The organism is Pseudoalteromonas piscicida, from assembly GCF_000238315.3.
Lineage (GTDB): Bacteria > Pseudomonadota > Gammaproteobacteria > Enterobacterales > Alteromonadaceae > Pseudoalteromonas > Pseudoalteromonas piscicida.
This window is the reverse complement of sequence record NZ_CP011925.1, coordinates 298927-322863: the sequence shown is the minus strand read 5'-3', so window position 1 is coordinate 322863 and position 23937 is coordinate 298927. Positions and strand designations below refer to the sequence as shown.

Sequence of the window (23937 nt, the reverse complement as noted above, 5' to 3'; positions counted from 1 at the left end):
AAAAAAGCCGCGTAAAGCGGCTTTTTTCATAAATCGACTCATTTTCGATCTGAAGCTGAAGTTTAGCTTAAAAAGCTAACTCAATGTTTTTAAAATTAGCGAGAGCGGGTCTGTAATTTCGACTAACTGATAACTTTATAAATCTAGCCAAAATAGTTAAATCCAACCGCATTCCAAATCCAAAATGCATAAATAAAACTTAAGCAACTCAGTGTAAAAATCACATAGTGTATTTTATAAAACCAATACAAATCACTCATGCGCAACATGATTGGAAGACTTAGCACTTTCAAAAAGGTCGTGAGAACGATTGCTATCACCAAAGACAGTAGCAGCTTTACCTCTACGGTGGGAAAGCTTGCGTGAAATTGATATTCATCAAACACAATACCGGCATTCATTAAAATAAAGCCCAGCACCGCTGCAAGTATCATACTTGAGCTAAAACATGCCAACTTTTCAAGTTGGTCAAGCCTTTTGCTTTTGCGAGCTCGAACAAAACTGAACAGCAAAGTGGATAGCGATAACAACGAAGATATCGCCAACGCCAAGTTGAAGAAAAGTGGGCTTTGTAAGAAGCTTACTCGTTCATAATCGCCAGACCACATACTCGCCGAAAAACGATTTACCGTCCCTGTCCCATCGCGATAAAAGTAAAAAATAGGCGCGTCTCGAGCTCCGGCTTGAAAGACGTCCGCTTCAAGGTGCTTCAGTTTTATTTTATTCCCTGCAACCATCATAACTAACCTATTTTGGTCATCAATGGCTATCTCAGCCGCCGCATCTAATGCGGCCAGTTTTTCCAGTTGAGTATACGAACGACGAGTACTCAGAAATGTTCCCGTATAATCTTCAAGGTTTGGTTGGCTAACTTGCTGTTTTAAAACCTGCGTGTAGATGTTTGCTTGGGAAGATGTGCTGAGCTGCGACGGCTTTACAAGATTTATCGGCTTGTTTCGATAAAATTTATTCAATATCGCAGTCGGTAAAGCCTCAACAAAGTGTGCCCCGCTTCCCATAACGTTAGTTGAAACAAAAATACCTAATTGAACTTCAGGAAAGATCACCATGTTGGCGGCAAACGTCTGTGTGGCACCAGAGTGATAACGCTGCTCATAACCCTTAAGCTTGCCATTAAACATGCCATGAGCAATCCCTGTCGCCAGCGGTCTATCGTCGTAAAGTCGATGTATCATTGTTTTTTGGGTAGTTGGCTGCACGAACAGGTTGTTATCACCCATCAGAGCTGACATATAAAGCGCCATATCATGTGCAGTTGCAGAAATGGCCCCCGCACCACCTACATGCCCAATAAATTCAAAAGGTTTGGCGATATTATTGCCTTGTCTATCCCTAAAATACCCCGTTGCAAGCTGTTGTTGTAGCTCAGGTTTCATCGCAGTTAAGGCTGCACTGGTTTTTACTGGCTCTCGTAATGTCGTGTTTTGCATACCCAGTACAGAAAAAATATGTTGCTCCATATAAGTCGCTAAATCCATACCCGACTGCAACTCGACCAGATAACCAAGCAAAGCAAAACCATAGTTGGAATAGGATACATTAACACCCGGTGGCCAAATTCTCTTGGGCATATGTGTTGCGAGATATCGCTCTGTACTGAGCATTTCTGAGGCATTTTCAACGAACAAGTTACCGGCATCCGCTTCTTCAAAACCCGCCCGATGACTTAATAGGGCACGGATTGTAATAGGCGCTTTAAAGGTGTCAGGTATTTTAAATTCGCTCAGATATTCATTTATATCAGTATCTATAGATAGCTTACCCTGCTCCACCAGCTGCATCACTGCAAGTGCAGTCATTGTTTTGGTGATAGAACCGATGCGAAATAGTGTTTTATTCGGTTTAGCCATAGCTTGGCTGTATACATCAGCAAATCCATAGCCTTTGAGTAATACAATTTCACCGTCTTTGACGATAGTAACCGCAACTCCAGGCAGATTATATTGCCCCCTTGCCTTTTTGACCCAGTCATCAACATAAGTCCGTAGTCCTTTTAAATCTGGATTTTCCAAGGGCGCTTGTACATCGCTAACTGCGCTATCACGCAACAGCTGTGGGCTGTTATCACCCCACGCTTTCGCGTTAAAAAATACGCCAATCGCGACAGTTAACATCAAGGCTCTTAAAACAAGTGCAATATCAACAAACTTCGTTTTCATATTGGCTTCACGTCCCTTTGTTTGTAATGCGCATCAGTGGGGCTCAAAAAGGTATACAGGAGCCCCATCGTCAAAAACTAGGTTTCTTTGACTATTTGGAACTTCAATATCGACTAAGAGTTAGCGGTATTATCAGTTTTACCTTCGCGCTCCACCGTGCCAATCATACTCACCACTTTCTTAGATACTGCTTCAAGCTGCCTAGAAGTAGTTGCACCAAAAATGCCTTCGATAAACTCAGATCGAGTATCTAGTATCGACTCACCAACCACCTCGTTAGTGTCAGTGTTTATTAGCTTTACATTGAGCTTCAGCTCGGCATCACCCGCCATTACACCTACCATAAAGCGGCCAAATCCAGACACATAACGAAAGTGCTCGATGGTGATCTCGACTGATAAAGGTGCTTGAGCTGCACTTCCAGACTCAACAATACTGCCATTAAAGTCTTTGGCTATTAGCGCTTTTAGCTCATTAATGCTGTTAGAAAGTGACTTACTTTTAGAAACTGAGTGCGATGGAGTAATATCCAAAAATACACTTTGTGGCGTGTTCACTGCAGCTCTATTCGCTGTTTTACTTGTCTCTTGAATGTGGGCGGCGCAGCCACTGAAAATGAGCACTGAGATTATTACGGCAAATATTTTAAAATGTTTCATTAGGGGTAAATTTCCGACCTTCAATATATATTCGGCTAACGGCATGCTAACCTTCGTTGGCAGCTATGGTATCAAATATTTTCCCGTAATAGGTAAGCAGTTGAGTCACCTATGTTCTTTGGCTTTGCATCGATTATGATTTATTTGATAGGTTAAATGACCAAAGCTCAGGTTAACTAAGTTTCCTTGTGAAGAGTATTAAGCAAACTCTGTAGTGGATATCAGCAATTTCGTTCAATTTTTTTATTGATAGCTTGAATATATTGACTTGGTAGTTTTGCTAAAGTGCTCAAACAGAAGGAGGGAGTGTGAGTAAAAATAATCACTTTATATATACCCATAGTGCTCAGCAGGATGATGTATCCATGCTGTGCGCAACCATGAGTGATTTCTCCTACAACAAACATGCTCATGAAGAATACTCAATAGGTCTCACTTTAAAAGGCAGACAAGACTTTTTCTGTCGCCGTGCTTTTTATAAAAGCCAGCCTGGCTGCATAATGCTTTTCAATCCCGAAGATATTCATGACGGCCACTCTGGGGGCGAACACAGCTTAGAGTATGTGATGCTTTACGTACACCCAAGAGAATTGCAACCACTGTTTCGCTCTCTTGGTTATAAACAAGAAACAGTGCTAAGACTTAACGACACCTTGTTCAATGATCCACTGTTGCGCTATCAAGTTCTTACCATATCTCAGCAACTTTTGGGACGGTCCTACTCCAAAATTGAGCACGAAGCCGCTTTGTTTCAGTTGGCTCAATCATTGGTTCGTTTGCATGGCTGTTTAGAGTTACCACTTCGTAAAACAAGGGCTGAAACCTTAGTACTCAGGGCTAAAGACTATATATTGGCTAATCTTGCCAACGATATTTCGGTTGATGACATCGCTGATGTCGCCAATATGTCTAAATATCACTTTATTCGAGCTTTTCGAGAACACTTTTGCATTACTCCACACCAGTATGTTTTGAATTGTCGAATCAACTATGCTCGCAAACAGCTACTTGTAGGCTCTAGCGCCACCACCGCAGCGATAGAGTCCGGCTTTGCTGATGCCAGTCACTTAAATCGTAACTTTAAACGCGTATTTGGCATGACACCAAAACAATTTCAGTTGCAGCTGGGCCGTTAAGTTAGCTCATTAACTGCTTATATCGGAGTAGTAAATCATGTCAGAAATTTTCGCCTATGCTATCGGGGTAATGTATACCCCTGGGCCTATCAACTTGCTAGGTCTACATAGTGGTCTAAACAAACAGACGCGTGTTCATCTCGGTTTTTTCGCCGGCGTTGGAATGGCAATGTTCATCTTATTCGTTATCTTAGGGATTGTCGGGCTCAAGTTTATTAATCCACAGCTACTGCCTTTTATCAGCTTGGCAGGGTGCCTTTATATTCTATATATTGCTTGGAAAGTGGCGCATGCTAATGTCAAGCTATCTGATAAGCAAAGTGCGGCCAAATCGTTGAGCTTTCGAGACGGACTTTTCATGCAGCTACTCAACCCCAAAGCGCTAATCGCTACGTTGCCGGTTTCTACCATTCAGTTTCCAAGCGTTGGCATTACCGGCAGCGCCGTTGTCATATGGTCAATACTCCTTGCTGTACTTGCATTCGGAGCTCCCACTAGCTATTCGATAGTGGGTTCAATGATGGGTAAACAGATTTCCGATCCCAAGTATTTTAAAGCTTTTAACTTAGTAATGGCTGCGCTATTAGTCTATGTGTCTTTAAGCATTGGTTATGACCATGTCATAGTGCCTTGGATAGTGAAATAACAAATGAGTAGGCAGTGATGGTAACGGCTGACACCCACGACAAACTTTAACCGTCTTTTCTCTATCTTTGAGGTAGGTGTCTGAATCTTCTTTGGTCTACTATTGTTATTTTTTAGCGCGCTTGCACCCGATATCGAACCTTATTGCTCGCTCCAACATTATTCGTTAATTGTAATATGCCTTTTGTTATACCGGTTGGTATCGTAAATGTAAGGCTTGATGGTGTATGAGTTGAAGGAACAAGTGTTTTATTTCCCATTACGATGCGGGTTTTACCATCGAACCCCATTCCCTTAAGCTCATATTGCTCACCTTCTTGAACTTTGATTGAGGCATATCCAAATATTAACGGTGAACCCGCTTTGTATGGGCTTAACCGCACTTCATTAGAACGCTTATTTCGAGTGTAAATAAATGCCTTATATTTGCGAAGTGGCAGATTGAGTTCAAAGATTAGCGCTGAGTTGGTGTGCGATGTTGGCGCGATATTATAAATTTCTTCACCGTTATAGATAACCACTTTTGGGTTCTCCAGCCCGGCAAAGTCATCACCAGTAAATACAACACTATCGCCGATACGATAAATTCGAGGTAATGAATAGCCATCGTAATAACCAGCTTGAGAGGATATTTGTACACTCGGTGAATCACTTAATCTAAAGCCTCGCACTCGCTCATACGGCTCGGCGTCATAAATATCTAAAACTTTGTCGCCATCATTATCTAGGTCGATAAAATCCTCAACACCGTCTTTGTCAGAGTCTTCAGGCCATCCTTTCGCGCTGAGTTTCTCGTCGGCATCCGCTATGCCGTCATTATCAGAATCAAGATCCAAAAAGTTTAATTTATCATCTTGATCTGCATTTCCTGAGCCTTCGCGCTCATCACTAATGCCGTCGCCATCACTGTCTAAGTCCAATAAATTAATTACCCCATTGTTGTCCTCATCGAGTGTAGTACCTTGCTTTACATAATACTCATAGAAGTCATGAATAGAGTCTCTATCGGTATCTATACGAGTTGGTTCAACACCAATTGCATATTCGGCATGATCATCAATTCCATCGGTGTCATTATCTTTAAATACGTAAATTTCATAGGAATACTCCGGCGCGCCACCCGACAAATCATCAATGACGCTCAAATTGAATTTTCCGTCATGGGGTATTTTAGTCAGGATATGCGCCATGTTGAGTGCGCTATGGGTATGGATCTGCGATGAGTTGATCACAACACCTCCTTGCTCGGAAAAGTACACTTTGGGCTTAAAATTATCTGAGCTATAGATAATGCGAGCTGAGATATAGTCGCCCTTGTTTGCACTAAACTGGTACAAATCACCATTATCACCCGCATTCGAAATCACCCCCTTTACTTTAAACGGAAGTTGATGCGCAACTTTTACTGCATTGCTGGGGTTATCATTAGGTTCAATCTCGGCAATTTCGGGATAACGAGCGCGTTGACCATCAAATGGAAACTCATCATGCTCATCTAACACACCATCACCATCTTCATCTTTGTTTTGCCAAGTTCCCTTAGCAGGATCGAGCAAGCCATTATGTGGAGCTGCAAACACAATTGTACTAGCCAGTGTAAGTGCCAATAAAATGCATCGTGATATCATAAACAATCCTTATTAATGTTGTTTTTTAATTAGGGCCTGTTGACCTTTGCTGTTTGATTTTTGTTCTCCTGAGTGTGTTTTGGTCGCGACGCTCGACTTGCCGCCTAGTGATCTAGGCAAAAGTTGAGCAACAATGAACAAAGCGCACTCAGGTGAACCCAAAGGGCAGCGCTTGACTGGCATTTTCTCTGTGTTGCCCCACAAGGATGTGGGGTAAGGTGACTTTGCAGGAGCACAAAGTCTTTATCGCCTGACTCACATAGAACAACTATGCTACGCAGGCTCTGCCTTGTATAAATACCAATCAAACTGCTGCAAAAATAAACTTGAAAGATAAACAGGCCCTAAAATCTTTCAAATTTCTCACCCTGTAACCTACTTCATACTTAAGCTCTTTAACTCATGATTTTGAATATATTACACTGGGTGCCTTCGTTACTTTTTTCGTTATTTTTGCTCAGGGTCTCTTTGATATTTTTGCTACTTTCAGCACTCAACCTCCCCCCCGCTCTACGCTAAAACTGACTTTTGCACCACCGCTTGGGTTATTGCCTAGTTTGAGTTGTCCGCCGTGGTTTTCAATAATGATGCGAGAAAGCATTAGGCCTATGCCGTTGCCATCAGCTTTGGTAGTGTAAAATGCTTCAGCGGCTTCGCTTAGGTTGGAAAAACCGGGGCCTGTGTCTGTGACCGAAAACGCTAATTTGTCAGCATCTGGGATGATGTTGAGTGTGACTTGTGGCGAAGGCGTGCACGCTTCTTGGGCATTATTAATAAGATGACAAAGCACCTGTTTGATTTGGCTCGTATCAAAAAAACCGAGCAGGTCAGCTGTGCTTTCTACCTTTAGTTGAGGGTAGATACTTTGTAGCTGAGCGCAAAACTCACTGAGCACGACAATTTGCTTGTGCGCAGGAGGCAGTTTGGCAAGAGAGGCATAGTTGCCCATAAAAGATTTAAGGTAATTGGCGCGCTCGTTGATAAGTGACAGGCCACTGTTAAACCTTTCTATATCTAACTCACCATTTAAACGCTTGGTAAGGCTGCGCGCTACCGTGCCGATCGGCGCTAAAGTGTTATTGATCTCGTGACTTAAAATACGAACAAAACGCTGTAAGGCGTCTTTTTCTTGTTGATATAAAATACTATCAAGCTGTTTTAAAACCAGTAAAGTGTGAGGTTTATTGGCAATGTAGCAGCTGTCGTGTTCAAGCAAAAAAGCATGCTCGGTACCGTCAAGCATCACCGAAACCTTTCCTTGCTTTTGCTGAGCTTGTAGTGATTGAAACCAGCGCCAGGCATCGTCTTTATAGCAATCAAAAAAGGTGCGCTCAGCGTAGCTGTTGGCAAATGCAACGCTTTCGCTGTCAAACACGATAAGTGCACAATCAAGCTTTTCAATGATTTGCTTTAGCAAGTTGCTTTGCTCGGCCAGCGCACGCTGATCTGCTTGCATGGTTTGCGCAAGCGCATTTAAGTGTTCCACCGTTGAACGTAATTGTGTGTCTTTGCCGTGTACCGCTCGTACCGCATAATCGCCTTGGCGAAGTGATATCAACAAGGTATCAATGAGGTTAATGGTGTTTTGTCTAGTCGCACCATATTGATAAGTGAGCAAAGCAAAACATAGTGCGAATACTAAGTCTATCAACATAATAAGTGTTGCAGGATAGTCGTGCGCAAGCAGTAAAACGTTAACAAATATAAGTAGTAATGCACTTAACAACCAGTGTCCAAATCGATAAAACATGTTTGCTTATCTCCTACTCATATTTGTCCATTTTGCGATACCACGCACTGCGCGATAGTCCCAAGCTCTTCGCCGCTTTTGATACGTTACCACCGTGAAATTCCAATCTTTTAAAGAGTGCTTGCTCAATAATTTCATCCAGTGTTAAATCATGATTTTCTGGCGCGCTCACTGTAGCAGTATTCATCGATTGCAACGCTGAGTGCGGTGTAGCGTTGAGCGCCAAATCACTGGCAAATACCTGAGCATTTGAACAAGTAAATACCGCGCGCTCCATCATATGTTTAAGCTCTCTTACATTGCCAGGAAAGTCATAAGCACTCAGTGCGTTAGCAGCACAGGGCATAATGCTCGGTGGTGGTTTTTTATAATCATGACTAAAGCGCATTAAAAAGCGCTCTGCTAATGGTAAGATATCCTCTGGACACGCTCTTAATGGCGGTATTTCTACTTCTATAGTATTTAATCGATAATATAAGTCTTGGCGAAACTGATTATTGGCAATCGCTTCATTGAGTTGACAGTTAGTAGCAGAAATAATCCTCGCAGTATTGTCCAAGACTTTGTGACTGCCAACCGCTGCGTACTTTCGCTCTTCTAGCACTTGAAGCAATTTTGCTTGAGACTGCAAAGATAAATTGGCAATTTCATCTAAAAACAACGAGCCATTACTGGCGAGTGTAAATGCACCCACGCGATCTGCTTTCGCATCAGTAAATGCCCCCTTTTTATGGCCAAATAACTCAGAGTTAAATAGCTCGTCGCTCACCGCCCCCATATTAATCGAGATAAAACTGCCATCAGCACGACTTGAATGCTCGTGTATATACTGCGCGTAATAGCTCTTTCCTGTGCCATTTTCACCGGTTAGCAAGATGTTCATATCGCTTTGTGCCAACTGGGTGAGCTGTGTCAGTACACGCTGCTTTTTCTCACTTTGCGTAACGAAATTGACCGTTTGTTGGGGCTTTTTAAGGCGTTCGTTTTCAGCAGATAGCCGCGCTAAATGTTGTCTGTCAGCTCGCTTCTCGATTTGTACTTTGATGCTATGAGCAAGGCGCTCATCATCCCATGGCTTTTCAATGAAATCGGCCGCTCCTTGCTTTAGCGCAGCGACGGCAAGGTCTAACGTCGCCCAACCAGTCATCACCACAATGGGTAAAAGTGGATCGATTTGAATAAGCTTAGCAATCGCCATCAGCCCTTCTTTACCACTGGTAGTGTCTTGGGTAAAGTTCATATCCAATAACACCAAGTCCACTTCTTGTGTACTGACATAATCAAATGCCGCCTCAGGTGTCACCACACCGTGGCAAGCGTAGCCTTCATCCTCAAGTAAAAACTTCAGACTCGCTTGAATATCAAGCGAGTCGTCTACTATTAGCACCTTTTTCAAATTATTATTCCATTCTTAAGCTAACCGCAGGTTGGACTTTTATGCTGCGTTTCACCGGGATATAAAGCGCAAGGCATACCGCAGCAAATACCAGTAGTAAAGTGATACTACCCGCACCAAACATAACACTAAATGGCACAATACCGCGGAAAAAGTCTACAGCAAGATAACACAAGATATAGAAAATTAATGCAGAAATAGTCAGCCCTGTAACAGTATGGGTTAGATTTTTCTTGATAAATAACAACATGATCTGGCGATCTTTGGAGCCAAGCGCACGGCGAATGCCTATTTCATAGCTAGATTTGTTGATATTACTCAGGCCCATGGCATAAATACCAATTAAAGAAAGCGTCAAGGCAAATCCACCCACAATCAAAAACACATAAATGATACTGGTGAACGCCCCCATCATAGAGCGATGGTTGTCGTAGTGATCAAAAATATAGCTGGTTTCGAGCTTGCTTGAGAGCCTACCTAGCACGCGATAGAAGGCTTCGTAACTTTGGCTTGGCGGCAACTCAGTAATGAACTTAACCGCCATTGCGTTTTCCTTTGGCGCATATTGACGAAAACTAAAATAGACTTCGTGACGACGATCGCTGGCGACAACGCTCATCTCATCCACTGCAATACCAACTATTTTAGCGCTAGGCCATTTTGCATCACGTAACATCAGTGAGCGCCCTAATACATCCTCACTGCCAAACAACGCGTGTGCGAGAGACTGGCTAATGATCACTACGGGCGCAGCTTCTGTGTTGTCTTGTGCCGTGAAGTTCCGACCGCTTTGCAGTTCGCGCTCAAAAAGATGAGACACCGCTTCAATATTTATGATTTTATCGGTATAAACTTCGCCCTCGCTTGTTAGCACATCAAGCTCCATCTCCCGTTGATACACGCGCCCTTCTTTAAAGGCAGGATCCAATGTCATTCCCACGACCAATGCGCTTGCCATTTCGACCGCTTTATCACTCGAAAACTCGCTTTCAGTTTGAAATTGCAGCTCAGTTGAGTACACCCCTTTGAGGGTCTCGCCGTCAATATTTCCCGCCATAGAATACATCACATAGCCTATGGTGCTCGACGCCATCAGCATAAAGCTCACTAAGGTCACCTGCAAAGACAGTAGGCGTTTTGACATCAATCCCGCTTGTTTTCCGGTTGCGCCTCGTGTGCCGTCTCGCAATACATCATTGATGTTAAAGTTAGCGGTTTTCACCGCAGGTAACAGCACAGCAATAGCAAATACCAAGCTTATCAGCAATAGTGACACCAAAATGGTGATTGTATTTAGCTGCCAATACCACCAGTACGGCATTTTGCCACCAAACATCATATTCATAAAAAAGTTCAGCGCTCGCAAACCGAGATCCGTTAGCAATAGCGCCACGACCCAACTGCTAACGCAGTAAACCAAGCCCTCACAAGCATGCTGCTGAACCACCCTTAATTTTTTCGCGCCAATCGCGGCACGAATAGCCGACTCTTTTTGTCTCTCGATGATTTTGGCAAAAAGTAAGTTACCAATGTTAATTGAAGAAATAAGCAAAATAAGTACGATACCAGCCATAAACAGGGTAAATATAAATACCGCTTCACCGTCGGTGTTATATTCCACCAAGGTCATAGATTCAACATGAACCGTTTTATCTACCTCAAGTGCTGACTGACTAACTCGTTGCTGTGCATAATCAGTGAAAAATAAACTTAAACGCTGCTCAAGCCTTGCCTCTACTATCTCATTTGGCATCTTATAAATAATATCTATGGTATCAGCAGGTGCTGTGTTATTGCCTTTAAGTGGCAGCCAAAGTTTAGAAAATATCGGGAAGTTATTGTGTTTGGGCATCACACCGATTATCTCGTAAGGCTTTTGATCAATGACCATTGTGCGCCCTATGACGTCTTTGCTACCTTGGAATAGATGCAACCAGAGATAGTCTGAAATCACGACCACATTTTGGGCTGCTCCCACAAAGTCCTCAGCAGTATAAAATCGCCCAAGTGCAGGTTTAATGTCCAGAAACTGAAAAAAGCGTTCATCAACATAGGAGCCTCGATAATGATTGCCTCGTTCAGCGTCACTTACCCAAACACTCGCTGGCGCAATATAAAGCCACTCTTCAAGTTGTTTAACTTCATCAAGTTCTCGTAGCTGTGGCAACATGCTGTATTCAAACCGATTTTGCATGCTGATAGGGTTACGAACCTTAAAGATCCTGATTTCTGGGCTGCCACTACCCACTTGGCTATGTGAAAATGCCACCGTATAAATATAGTTAAAACCAATCAAAGATATGGTCAAACTGCCAACCATGATAAACATCATCAATAACGTAAACCGCATTGATTTGGCGATGTTTCTCAGGGCGTAACGAAAGTCTAGAAGTAATCCCATACTAAGCTCCTACGACTTTACTTGCGTGCTCAAGCTGCTTTTTGTCTCTTAAAATTGTGCCATCTAGCATAGAGATAACACGGCTAGCGTAAGTCGTAGATTCGATATCATGCGTTACCATACAAATCGTTTTGCCAGCAGCATGAAGCTCGCTTAACAGCCCAAGCACTTGCTGCGCATTATGTGAGTCCAAGTTACCGGTCGGCTCATCGGCGAGGATGAGGTCTGGGGAGTTAATCAAGGCTCTTGCAACTGCAGCGCGCTGCTGCTGACCGCCTGAAAGCTGAGAAGGAAAATGATTGATGCGATTTTCTAATCCCACCATCGCCAGCGCGTCTTTGGCTTTTTGCTCCATTTCTTTTTGGCTAATGCCGCCGATATAAGTCAGCGGTAACATGACATTTTCAAGCACGTTTAAATCACTGATAAGGTTAAAGGCCTGAAAAATAAAACCAATATGATTAGCACGAATGTGAGCACGCTCGTCCGAGCTTAAATTAAATGCTTGGTTACCACTGATAAAGTACTCACCGTTACTTGGTTCATCAATCAAGCCCAAAATTGACAATAACGTTGATTTGCCGCACCCTGACGGTCCCGTGATAGCCACAAACTCGCCGGGCTCTACTACGAGATTAATGCCGTCTAGCGCTTGAGTTGCAATTTCGTCCGTCTGAAACCGCTTTTCGATATTATTAAGTTGAATGACTGAGTTCATAATGATGTCCTGTTAACGCACTAGCACTTGGCTATCTTGAGTATACTTTTCCATATCGGAAATAATGATAGTTTGATTTTTATTAAGTCCTTCAAGCACTTCGATGTAGTTTACCGAACGCTGACCAAACTTAACCGTTTTTTTCGTGGCGAGGTGTTCATCAACAACAAACACGCTCGCTTGATTATTTGCAACAGCATTGGCTGGCATTGCGACGAATATCGCCTCGGGCTTATGGCTCGTTACAATAACCCCTTCAATGTTGAGTTTATCTCTGGCTTCTCTTGGCAAAGTGCCTTCAATGCTCAGCTCTACCTCAACTTGGCTATTGGTAACTTTTGGGGAAACGCGTTTTACGATGGCGTTAAAACGCGAGGTGTAAGTATCGATTGTAGCCGACTGCCCCACTTGTACATGCGGCGCATCTAGTTCCGCGATGTTTATCTTAGCAACCAGCAAACGTGGATCTGCCACCTCTGCAACCGAGCTGGTATTAGACAATTGCATGCCCACTTCAATCAGCACATCCTGAATTTGTCCAGTAATTGGCGAGCGCACATCAAGCGCTGCGATATTCTCTTCAAGTAGCTTTATTTCGGAACGTAGACTTGCTTGCTCAGCCAGCTGCGCTTTGGCTTTTGCTTGTTGCACTTCTTGCTGAGTGGCAACCCTCGCTTGCTGTAACTCCACTTGCTTTTGACTACGCTGCATTGCAAACTCGCTGCGTTGATGGTCAAGCATAGAGATAGTGCTATTGCCCTTTTCTATTAAGGTTTTTTGCGCCTGCCACTGAATTTTGTCGGCTTTATAAGCCAGCAAAGCATCATGATGTGCGGTGTGCGCCTCTTGCACTTTTGCCTTTAATTCTGCAAGTTCGGCCTCATGTTGCGCTGAAATTTTGGTAAGTTGGCTATGTTTTTGAATGAGCGCTTCGCGCAGTGATGGGTTTTCAAGCCGGGCAAGTAGCGTACCTTGAGTGACCATTTCACCCGGTTTAACCAACACTTCAACGACTTTCCCGCCACTACTACTGGTAACCAAATGGCGTTTTTCCAATGCAAGACTGCCAAGTCCCTTAACACTGAGTTCAAACTCGCCCTGTTGGACTTTAGCAACGATTAACTCTTCTTGGAAAACCACGTTTGATGCACTTTGGGTATATGCTTTGGCAAAAAGTACCAAACCGACCACAAATAGCACAATAACAAGCAATGCGAGCTTCTTAAGCGGCATGCGCTTTGTTTTCGCCAGTTTTATATCCATACTCTGTACTCCACTTTGAGAATACAGATGATGAATCAAATTTCAGGCCAAATGTTTTTCATTTAAAAATCAATGCAATACAATAGGATTGAGTTCGTACTCGATAAAATATGTGTCGAAATCGAGACACTAAAAACTTAATAACTGTGTCGGAAGCGAAACATTTGTATTTGCTGATAATCGTAGAGCGAAATTCCATATTTTTTTAATGGAAACATCACCGTAGTATTCAAGCCTGAACTCTGTACGTGCAACGCTGTTTGGTCGTCGCTCAATGTCAGCTCACGCACGCCGAGCCAGTTGCAAAAGGTTTCACCAGAGACAGGACCGCCAAAGGTAATACCTTGGTTATCAAACCGGACAAACTGTTGCTCCGCCACACCAATAATAATGCTATAAACCAATGCAATAACTGGCCCCATCCCCACGGCAGCCATCAGTTTTCCAGCACCATTAATGTTTGCTTGGAGTAAGTCTGGCAGGTAGACAAAACCAAGTGCAGTGGCTGGTAATAACACACTATTAAGCAGTATTACTTTGCGTAACTTGGCACTTCGACTTTTGCTTAGTTCTTTAAATTCAAGATTCATACGGTACTTCGCATACACTATAAAACTACGAATGCACTAAGTGCAATACGTTACGAGCTTCAAGCCATGCAACTAATCCATTCTGATATTCCGTTGCAGGTTGCGCCAATTGAATACCGTAGCTAAATAAACGATAAGCAAGCACAGCATAAAATGCATCGACCATAGTTGGCTTTGCAAACATAAATGGGGAGTGAGCCGCAGCAAAAAGAGTTTCTACCCTTTTTAGCTCGCACTTTGCCGCATCCGACAAATTTATTGACGTATTTGGCGTGAAAGAAAAAGGTAATTCACAGCGTAGCGCAGTGAAGCCAGCGTGCATCTCAGCGACAAGACTACGTGCCTGTGCACACTCATAAGGGTCTTGTGGTAGCAAACCGCCTTCACTAAGGTCGTTGAAGAACTCTGCAATCGCGAGTGAGTCAGCAATGACATGACCTTCCACGAGCAAAGCTGGTACTTGTTTAGTCGGCGATACATTGGCCAACTTTGCTTTGTCAACACAAGAGGTCAAATCGATAAGTTCAATGTCTAACTCAATATCTAAGATAGACGCACATAACAGCGCTCTTAATGACCAAGTTGATTCGGTCCCAATCACCAATTTCATTTAATTTCCTTGATATTTCTGAGTATGTTGCTGTTTGCGCCTCGTACAGTACGCCAAGACTTTGAGCTTTTCATCTTCGCTGTAACTTGTCCAACTGGTGATTTCATTCAACGTTCTAAAGCAACCTAAGCACACATCTTTATCATCCAAACAACACTTTCTGATGCAAGGGGATTGGACTAAATTACAACTTGAGTGTGACATCGCAGCTCCTTTAAATAGATTTACTCAAAATAACTTGCCGGAAAACAAGACTCTCTCTTTTTGCCTTTAAAATGATGGCAGACCTCTCCCGTCTCAGTATTAATCAAAAAAGAGTGGTCAATATCCTTAAAGTAAAACCAAATAAATTCCATACCTTCTTCTAAGAAGTACTGTTCAAAAGTGGGCTCATCAAAATGCGCCGCTAGCGCATCAATATCTGTAATTTCATCGTAGCTAACGGCATAAACAGCTAGGCTCGTGAACGTAGCTACAACAAAAAATACTTTAACGAGGTCAATGTGCATCTTAATACCTTTAATGATTTGATTAGACGAAATACACCATCTTCATCAATCAATATACAAACTGGGTGGGGCTATCCCCACCACATACGCACGACCTGTTGCGCGTCGTTTAACTCAATATTGAGTCGCTGAGGTTGGTGATCTTGGGTAAGCATATCTCCAGATTGGTAAACTCTAACCACCTTACCAACGATTGTTTGTAAGGATTTTGAATAATCAATATCTTGCACCATTTTCATTTTATCCTCATTTATGCTTGGAATTTAAAGCCAACGACGCACTCTCCTTTGATAGCGTAAATAGGCATCTCCAAAAGTTTGTTCCATCATTTTTTCTTCAAACCGAATGTGCCATCTGTCAGTAATAAGTAAAAAAGCAATCACAAATAAAAATGACACGAGTGCACCACCGATTAATACAGCATAGCCCAGTAATGCAATGACAAAGCCTAGGTACATGGGATTACGGGTATATTGAAATATCCCAGCTTCTACTAATTTATCAGGCTTATTGAAAGTCATAATATTGGTTTCTTCCTTCGCGAATATCGTGCTGCCCGACTTGGCCAGTGCAAGCCCCAAAGCAATCGGTACTAACCCTAAAAAATTGAAAGGGTAATAAATTAAATGTGGTGCAGCAACCAACCAACACACCACAGGCATCAATATGACAAATAAAAATAGTAAAATAGGAGGCAGTAGCTTTTTCATGATGTTATTCCTTACCATTAAGACAAAATGTAGAGATAAGGTAAATCGAATTTTGTTGCTGCGCCTTAACCTATGTTAAGCCAAGCTCTTTTCTAATTCTCGACAGCGATACATCCGTGATCCCGAGATACATCGCGATATGGCGCAATGCAACCGAGCGACATAATGCTTGATTTTCTATGGTAAAGCGTAAGTATCTTTCCTTTGCACTTAACTGAAGTAACGCCGCTTCGCGTTTCTCTTTTTTAAGCGCCAACTGTTCATACATTTTGCGTACAAACCGCCCCCAGTTGAGGTTTTGCTCAGATGCAGTGACTAAGTCAGCATAGCGAATTTCGGCAATCACACAGTCTGTTAGCGCTTGCGTTGAAAATGGACTTGGCTGATCTTCCAGATAACAAGATAAACAAGAGAATGCCCCGCCCTTTTGTAGCAGAGATTTATTCCGTTCACTACCCTTTTCATCTAGGTAGAAATATCGTCCATATCCCGCTAATAAAAAGTAAACACTCGAGATTTTCTCGCCTTGCGCGAATAGTATCGTATCGGCTGTGATATGACCGATTTTTATATGTGGAGCCATAAGTAGCCAGTCATCGTGTGAGAAGTCAACTAACCGCCCATATACAGCTAACCATTTTTGATAATTTTCGTTACTTGATTTAGCCATTAGTGTAAGTGCTTTTCGAATAGTAACAGGATTTTATTGTCGTAAGGCATCGTATCGAACTGCTGATATCCAAGCTTTTGGTATATGTGCTGCGCTCGCGTATTATCTGCAAAAACATCTAGCCAAATGCGCGTAATACGCAACTCCTTTAACACGTATTTTTCCATCTGTTTTATCGCTTCTTGCCCTATTCCCAATCCCTTTTTAGCAACCACAATCCGGCGAAATTCAACACTTTCCAGTTTTGTTTCAACGGCTAAAATAATAAAGCCAACTATTTCACTGCCTGAGTGGATTGTTAAATAGTGTATGTTGGATTCAGAAAATAACTGCTGATGAGCAAGCAGCGAATTGCTCAAGATAAATTCTTTATTATCATCCGCATTCTCCATTTTGCTCAAAGCTGGAAGTTGTGTAAAAACACCTCGAACTAATGTGACCATCTCATTCGCTTTTATACTTAAGTAGAAGTTTTGAATTAAGTTCACTAATAAAAAGGCTATCCTGTAATCTCGATTCTTGTTCCATTAGCCACTCCTCAAAAGCCTCTAAAGTAACTGATTGATAGAGTTTCGCTAGCCAATCTTGAAGCGAAACATTAAAAACATCACATAAAGCTTGCTGACATAACCAAAGGTTTTCAGGCATAGCCATATTCTTACCATACTTGATGAGCTGAGAATGCTGAAAAACACTTTTTATTCCAACTAGGCCAAGCTTTCCCTGTTCATCTATGGGTGCAAGGCAATTATCTTGCACGAAACTCGGCGGTGATGGGAAGTCAAACACGAACTCGGGAGATTCATAATTGACGTATGCATATTTGACAATAGCGCCAGCTGATAAATTAGTTGCTTCACATGGGATGGTAAATGGAATATTGAGACTGCATTCATTTTCACCGAGTCCGTAGCGATCATAAACGACGATATCCGTTTGCAACTTAAAGCCATCTCCTGGCTGGTGGCTATCTGGGATAACCAGCTTCCCACTTAATAGCGTATCGTCACCACCACTGAGTTTCTGTACCGAAGATTTCTGTAGGTTAAAAAATTCTCCAATGTGTATTTGCTCCCCTTTTCTATTTAATGTTGCCGATAATGCGATAGACTCAGGGATCAAAATACCGTCTTCTTTGAGGTAGGGAAATAGATGCTTGAAGATCCAAACTTGTGGCTCTCTTTTTAGTAGTGCCGTCATCGTCTCGGAAATCACGATATCAAAGCTACATTTTTCTTCACCCTGCCATTTTAATGCATCACAACAAACCAGCTGTTCGATACAGTGCTCGACATCAAAAGTATCAATTAACTTTTTCACCGCTACGACATTTTCTGGGTGTATATCTATTAGGGTAGCTTTTATAGGAAGACTGGGGTGTAGTGCTAACAATGGAAGCAATAGCGTGGCGTAGGGACCGGTGCCTGCGTATAAAATACGCACTTCGGATAAGCCTTCACTCAATTTATCTTCAATCGCTGCCTTTACGCCCTGCATAAAAACCAAACTACGCAGCTGTTCTTGAGAACATTTAGCGGCCTGAACAGGGGAAATGGCTACACCATACTCAGTGTGAACACTACTCCAATCATTCATATCAAACTGAGTATCAACGCCACTCAATTTACCAAAACATTGCACGAACTCGTCAAACAATACAGTCAATTCAGGAGACTGCTTATTTGCGGAAAAAATTCCTGCTAAACATCCGAGGTTAAAGCTATTAAGATCCATTTGCTTTCCTGTGATATATAAGACTTATTGGGCTAAGGACTTCTTTTTAATGAACTATTATTTAAGAATAGCGTGGAGATATTAGCAATAAAAATATCCAATTAACTTGCTGTATTGCTAATACACTTTGTTCGAGCCAATGAGAAAAGACGTATTCCCATTTTATGATCCTACATCATGAAATTGTTAATAAGAAAAGAATTAAAAAAGTAAAAAAATCCCACTTTTCGTAACAAAAAGTTGAAATGCCACCCAAAAAGGAACTATATTTGTTCAAATCCTGAAATGGGATGTAAATAAAACAATTAAAAACCATAACAAGTATGATGGGGAAATCCGATGTCAACTCTAAATAAGTCAGCACTCACAATCGCTGTAGTGACTGCTTTGTCGTCTTCTACAGTTGCTGCTGCGACGTACAATCAATATAACTTTGAAAATAAACCATCTCTAAAAAGTCAATATCCAGAATTAAAGAATAAACAGACAAGGAAATCTACACAGAACGTTGTAACATGGTTAGTTAAATTAACAACTCCCTCAGTAGCTGAACAAAATCTCGCCGGCATTAACTTCAAAAGTGCAACATCAAGTATTCAGCAAACTCAACAAAGTGTAGAGGCTGCAATCGCTAACACTAGTCCAACACTTCAAGTTGTGGCGAAAACATCTAAGCTATCCAATGCAATTATCGTCAATGGCGAAGAAGCAGAGGTTAACAAGCTGCTGAACAACCCATTAGTACATTCAGTGTTACCTGTATTTGATTATAAATTGAATGTGGCTGACAGTGCCGATTACATAAAAGCAACGCCTTTAGTTTCAACAGGTGAAGTTACAGGTGCAGGAATTCGTGTTGCAGTACTTGATACGGGTATTGATTACACTCACCAAGCATTTGGCGGAGCTGGTACAGCCGAAGCGTATGAAGCTGCAGCAAGTAACCCTTCAGACACTCCAGCTTGGCCACAAGGCAAAGTGCTAGGCGGTTATGACTTTATTAATAACGATCCAGACCCAATTGACGTAGGTACTAGCCACGGTACTCACGTATCTCATTCAGTAACCGGTATCGCACCGAATGTTGAGCTATTTGTCTACTCCGTCTGTGCTGAAGGTTGTCCAGGCTTAGCGCAGTTATTAGCACTAGAGTCTGCCATGGATCCAAATGGAGACGGTGATATTTCAGACCGCGTAGATGTTATAAATATGTCACTAGGCGGAGACTTTGGTGATAACCGTGCAGGGGCGGTACAAGAACTTATTGATAAAGCCGTGATGCTAGGTACTAACGTTGTTATCTCAGCAGGTAATGATGGCCCTACACCATTTATTGTTGGTGGTCCTAGTACAACAGATAATGCACTTTCTGTTGGTGCGATGGAGCACTCAGTCATTAAAGGTCAGCACATTTTAGCAACCTTGATGGGGGAAACGACTGTAGCAGGTGCGGCAAGTTTTAACCCTGAGGGCTTTGAAGAATTTGAGTTTAGTAGTGACACAACCCCGCTAGCATTTATTGAGACTGAAAAGAATAACCTAGGAGATGCCACATCTATTGCTTGCGAACCTTTTGCAGACGACGTCGACTTTACGGGCAAAGCGGTCCTTGTTGACCGAGGCGGCTGTAACTTCACTCAAAAAGTGCTAAATGCCCAAGCGAAAGGCGCGAAGTTGGTGATGATCGCCAATAATGTTAAAGGTGGTGGTCCAACTGAACCAGGTGGCAGTGCATCAGGTATTGAGATCCCGACAATTGGTTTGAGCTACAGCCAAGGTAAAGCACTTAAACAACAGTTACTAGCTGGAAACAATGTTGCCTATAATGTGAATGCCACAATCATTCTAAAAGAAGGCATGATCGCGTCATTCACCTCTCGCGGACCTTCTATCAGCGGAAGATTAAAACCTGAAATCACAGCGCCAGGTGTTAGCATTATGACTGCACATCCAGGCCTTGGTGATGGACTTACTCCAGCAAGTGGAACTTCATTCTCTGGCCCTATTACAGCTGGTGCCATGAGTATGCTTAAAGAAGCACTACCAAATCGCAATGGTTTTGAGCTAAAAGCAACATTAATGAACGCGGCTAACTTAGATGTTACCATGGAACCTCGCTCGCAAAACCCAAATGCAGCGCTTGCACCAATCAGCTTTATTGGTTCAGGTCTTGTAGATGTTGAAAAAGCGGCAAACCTTCCGGTTGCAGCATGGGCTGAAGATACGATGCAAGCGGCGCTATCATTTGGCTTGGTTTCACTATCTGAAACTTCATCTATCACCAAAAAGGTAGTCGTTAAAAACTTCTCGAATCAAGAGCAGACCTATACATTGGCATATGAGCAGCGATTTGCTGACGACGCTGAGCGTGGCGCACTTAGTATGGCCTTTCCTGAGTCGATCACCGTTCCTGCAGGACAAACCATTTCGTTTGACGTAACAGCAACTATAGATCCAACTAAACTGCCTGAATGGACATTAACTTCTGCCAACATGGCATTCTTGGATGCAACACACGACCTTACAACATTAGAGCTTGATGGTGCATTGAACTTTATGTCTGGCGACGAAAAAGCGCTGCACTTGGTTTATCATGTGCTACCAAAAGCTGCTGCTAACGCGAAAGTTATGCCTGTCGTTGATGACCAAGGTGCTAGACACGTATTAACCAATACTGGCGCTGCGACTTTAAAGCCATTTTTTGCTTCAACGGTTGCAAAAGATGAAGCGGGTGACAGCGAACGTTTGGATATAGTTGGTGCTGCTGTAGAAACAACATCCGTCTCAACTGACGTTTGTGATACGGGTTACATGCTATTGACGACCATGGTTACTAATCAACCTATTATCCACACTTATCAAGGTGGCTTTATGGCTGATTTCGATTTGCCAGCTGAAGGTGGGACATCGCCAGATGGCACTTATGATGTAACTGTTCAAAACGGCAAGCAAGAATGGTTTGGCGATTTCCTATCTGGTAGCGCTATCTCATTTACTCATGGTTATGGCTCAGGAACCGGCTTTCCTTCCAATATTCAATTTGCATCTGGTAATAATTTCGTCACCATGACCAGTTGTGCTGATGCATTTGGACTTACAGCCGAGCAGGTCGCAACTGGAGTGGAAGCTAAAATTCGCTTCCGCACGGAAGAAGAGACTTGGATGCCTATCCCTTCTAACTCATTAGATGAAGCTTTCGCGAATAGCTTTATGATAAAAGCACCAGCAATGGAAGTAGCTACAGCTGAAGCGGAAGGTTTAGCTATGCTCGTTGATGATGCTGGTAATGAAGTAACAGAGCTTGCACCTGGTGAGTCAGCAAACCTAACTTTCTCCGACAATGATTTCATGATTCTATCAAGTAACGGGGCGGTGCCAGTTGTTGTTTCTCCGTCAGAAGAATCTGCGAAAGCGCCAATCATTACTGCTGATCAGTCATTCTCAGTCGAGGAAAATACAGCGGTAGATACCGTTATTGGCCAGCTAGAGGTTGAATACGCATCTGACTTTGCGAACCCAGTTTCTGAGTTTATTGTTATTGCTTCAACTTCTTCAGCTATCACTGTTAATTCATCAGGACAGGTCATTGTCGCCAGCAGCGAGCAACTAGACTTCGACTCAGGACTAGAAAGCGTTGAGCTTGAAGTCGTGGCGACTGATATCGGTGGCAATGTATCTGAACCTGCGAAAATTATGGTCGAGGTAACAAACTTAATGGATGAAGAGTCAGAACAGCCGACTCCAGATCCAACACCTACACCGACACCATCAAAATCTTCAAGTGGTTCGCTATTTTGGTTACTACTAGCTGCACCACTGGCGCTGCTACGTAGAAGAAAATAACACCCTACTTTTTTGTAATTAAGTAATGAAATGGCGAGCATTGTGCTCGCCATTTTTATTTAACCTGAGGTTTGGATAAGGAATGTTCCAACTCATTGTTGCTAAAGCACAACTTAGTTTTTTCCTTGTCTAGCCAGCAAGTTTTAGGGAAAACAAGGCGAATTTACGCACCAATAGCTGGCTATTGGAAGTGAATTCAACGCAGTTAGCGCTAAAACTGGCTGCTAGAAAGGCATTAATTATCCGCAGCTCAGGTTATTTACTCTCACCTTATTCATTGTTTCGGATCAAATTGCTCCTAGTTATAGCTGCTAAGCTACTATCGACTCAATCAAGGAGCAAAAAGATGAAAGCAGCGTTAGTGCACCAATTTAAACAACCGTTAGAAATTCAAGAAATTGAAAAACCGCAACTTACTCAAGGATCGGTCATCGTTGAAATAGCCGCCTGTGGTGTTTGCCACACCGACTTACACGCCTGTCATGGCGACTGGCCTGTTAAGCCTAAATTACCACTAGTGCCTGGTCACGAAGGTGTGGGTACCGTTATCGCAAAAGCTGACGATGTTAAACATTTAGCCGTTGGTGATAGAGTGGGTGTACCTTGGCTTCACAGCGCCTGCGGTCATTGTGAACACTGCCTAAAAGGGGACGAAAACTTATGTCCAGAGCAGTTAAATAGTGGCTATTCCGTCGACGGCGGTTACGCACAATACTGTAAAGCCGATGCCAACTACGTGGTAAAAATCCCCGAAGGCTTGTCATTTGTCGATGCCGCACCTCTATTCTGCGCGGGCGTCACCACCTATAAAGCACTAAAAGTATCGAAAGCTAAACCCGGTGAATGGGTTGCCATTATTGGTGTAGGGGGCCTTGGTCACTTAGCAGTGCAATACGCCAAAGCAATGGGGCTGAATGTAGTTGCGGTTGACACTGGCGAATCAAAGTTAGCACTGGCAAAAGATCTTGGCGCCGATTTATGTATCGACTTTAAGCACAATGATCCCGCAGAGTTAATGCAAAATAAGCTAGGTGGAGTCCAAGCCGTAGTTTGTACCGCGGTCTCAAAGCCAGCCTTTACGACATCATTTAACAGCGTAAAGCGCGGCGGTACTTGTGTGCTCGTTGGCTTACCACCTGAAGAAATGCCTATTCCTATATTTGATACCGTTCTTAAAGGTATCAGTGTTGTTGGCAGTATTGTTGGTACTCGTCAAGACCTCACTGAATGCTTGCAGTTTGCTGCTAAGGGCAAGGTAAAAGCCATTATTGAAACCAAGCCACTCGAGCAAATCAACGATATATTTGACGATATGCTCAATAGTGACATTAACGGCAGGATCGTGCTTACTTTCGACTAGACCCATCGAGCAGCCAAATACTTGTTATCCATTTGGCTGCTTTCTCACTTCGGCAAAGTGACAAAAGCCTAGAACGATCAACCAGAGCGCAGAATGACAACGGCCAGAGAACAAATTGTTATTCCGAGCTTAGGT

General features: G+C 42.8%; 21 protein-coding genes. 4 read left to right on the top strand and 17 right to left on the bottom strand.

What is annotated here, in order from left to right:
* Positions 1-143: 143 nt before the first annotated feature.
* Positions 144-2180 carry a serine hydrolase domain-containing protein gene (locus PPIS_RS20940; RefSeq protein ID WP_010370119.1) on the bottom strand — a complete coding sequence of 679 codons (2037 nt, stop codon included), beginning with the start codon at positions 2178-2180 and terminating at the stop codon, positions 144-146.
* A 113-nt stretch (positions 2181-2293) separates the two neighbouring features.
* Positions 2294-2839, bottom strand: a complete 546-nt coding sequence (locus tag PPIS_RS20935) for a DUF4410 domain-containing protein (protein ID WP_010370122.1) — start codon at positions 2837-2839, stop codon at positions 2294-2296.
* A 308-nt stretch (positions 2840-3147) separates the two neighbouring features.
* On the opposite strand from PPIS_RS20935, the gene PPIS_RS20930 reads away from it, so the two are divergent.
* Positions 3148-3975: an AraC family transcriptional regulator gene (locus PPIS_RS20930; protein ID WP_010370126.1), complete on the top strand. Its 828-nt coding sequence runs from the start codon at positions 3148-3150 to the stop codon at positions 3973-3975.
* A gap of 37 nt (positions 3976-4012) precedes the next feature.
* Entirely contained in the window at positions 4013-4621 is a 609-nt protein-coding gene (locus tag PPIS_RS20925; protein ID WP_010370128.1) for a LysE family translocator, read from the top strand.
* A gap of 112 nt (positions 4622-4733) precedes the next feature.
* Here PPIS_RS20925 and PPIS_RS20920 read toward each other — a convergent pair whose 3' ends face one another.
* The 15 genes from PPIS_RS20920 to PPIS_RS20850 all read right to left on the bottom strand — a co-directional run bounded on the left by PPIS_RS20920 (position 4734) and on the right by PPIS_RS20850 (position 18599).
* On the bottom strand, positions 4734-6248 hold the full coding sequence (locus PPIS_RS20920; protein WP_010370131.1) for a hypothetical protein: 1515 nt from the start codon (positions 6246-6248) through the stop codon (positions 4734-4736).
* Between the two features lie 493 nt (positions 6249-6741).
* The gene (locus PPIS_RS20915) at positions 6742-7998 is read right to left on the bottom strand and encodes a sensor histidine kinase (protein ID WP_010370135.1); all 1257 of its coding nucleotides are present in this window, start codon (positions 7996-7998) and stop codon (positions 6742-6744) included.
* A 13-nt stretch (positions 7999-8011) separates the two neighbouring features.
* A complete protein-coding gene (locus PPIS_RS20910; protein ID WP_010370138.1) occupies positions 8012-9394 on the bottom strand; it encodes a sigma-54-dependent transcriptional regulator in 1383 nt (460 codons plus the stop codon).
* A gap of 4 nt (positions 9395-9398) precedes the next feature.
* The gene (locus PPIS_RS20905; protein ID WP_010370142.1) at positions 9399-11795 is read right to left on the bottom strand and encodes an ABC transporter permease; all 2397 of its coding nucleotides are present in this window, start codon (positions 11793-11795) and stop codon (positions 9399-9401) included.
* A 1-nt stretch (position 11796) separates the two neighbouring features.
* Positions 11797-12513, bottom strand: coding sequence for an ABC transporter ATP-binding protein (locus tag PPIS_RS20900; protein WP_010370144.1), 717 nt, complete (start codon positions 12511-12513; stop codon positions 11797-11799).
* A 12-nt stretch (positions 12514-12525) separates the two neighbouring features.
* Positions 12526-13776 (bottom strand): efflux RND transporter periplasmic adaptor subunit, encoded by a 1251-nt coding sequence (locus PPIS_RS20895; protein ID WP_010370147.1) that lies wholly within the window; start codon positions 13774-13776, stop codon positions 12526-12528.
* A 137-nt stretch (positions 13777-13913) separates the two neighbouring features.
* Positions 13914-14366: a hypothetical protein gene (locus tag PPIS_RS20890; RefSeq protein ID WP_010370151.1), complete on the bottom strand. Its 453-nt coding sequence runs from the start codon at positions 14364-14366 to the stop codon at positions 13914-13916.
* 25 nt (positions 14367-14391) lie between these two features.
* Complete coding sequence (locus PPIS_RS20885; protein ID WP_010370154.1) at positions 14392-14976, bottom strand: glutathione S-transferase N-terminal domain-containing protein; 585 nt, start codon at positions 14974-14976, stop codon at positions 14392-14394.
* Complete coding sequence (locus PPIS_RS20880; RefSeq protein ID WP_010370156.1) at positions 14977-15180, bottom strand: DUF1289 domain-containing protein; 204 nt, start codon at positions 15178-15180, stop codon at positions 14977-14979. It lies immediately after the preceding gene.
* A gap of 20 nt (positions 15181-15200) precedes the next feature.
* Positions 15201-15485 (bottom strand): hypothetical protein, encoded by a 285-nt coding sequence (locus PPIS_RS20875; RefSeq protein ID WP_010370157.1) that lies wholly within the window; start codon positions 15483-15485, stop codon positions 15201-15203.
* Positions 15486-15556: 71 nt separating this feature from the next.
* Positions 15557-15724, bottom strand: a complete 168-nt coding sequence (locus PPIS_RS20870) for an I78 family peptidase inhibitor (RefSeq protein WP_010370159.1) — start codon at positions 15722-15724, stop codon at positions 15557-15559.
* 24 nt (positions 15725-15748) lie between these two features.
* Positions 15749-16195 (bottom strand): methyltransferase family protein, encoded by a 447-nt coding sequence (locus PPIS_RS20865; RefSeq protein ID WP_010370161.1) that lies wholly within the window; start codon positions 16193-16195, stop codon positions 15749-15751.
* Positions 16196-16265: 70 nt separating this feature from the next.
* Entirely contained in the window at positions 16266-16865 is a 600-nt protein-coding gene (locus tag PPIS_RS20860; RefSeq protein ID WP_010370164.1) for a Crp/Fnr family transcriptional regulator, read from the bottom strand.
* Positions 16865-17308 (bottom strand): GNAT family N-acetyltransferase, encoded by a 444-nt coding sequence (locus PPIS_RS20855; RefSeq protein ID WP_010370166.1) that lies wholly within the window; start codon positions 17306-17308, stop codon positions 16865-16867. Before PPIS_RS20855 ends, PPIS_RS20860 begins: the two co-directional genes overlap by 1 nt.
* Before the next feature lies 1 nt (position 17309).
* Complete coding sequence (locus tag PPIS_RS20850; RefSeq protein ID WP_010370168.1) at positions 17310-18599, bottom strand: SAM-dependent methyltransferase; 1290 nt, start codon at positions 18597-18599, stop codon at positions 17310-17312.
* A gap of 339 nt (positions 18600-18938) precedes the next feature.
* Between PPIS_RS20850 and PPIS_RS20845 the strand changes: the two genes are divergently transcribed.
* Positions 18939-22442, top strand: coding sequence for a S8 family serine peptidase (locus tag PPIS_RS20845; protein ID WP_010370170.1), 3504 nt, complete (start codon positions 18939-18941; stop codon positions 22440-22442).
* 346 nt (positions 22443-22788) lie between these two features.
* A complete protein-coding gene (adhP, locus tag PPIS_RS20840) occupies positions 22789-23802 on the top strand; it encodes an alcohol dehydrogenase AdhP (protein WP_010370173.1) in 1014 nt (337 codons plus the stop codon).
* The last annotated feature ends 135 nt before the right edge of the window (positions 23803-23937 follow it).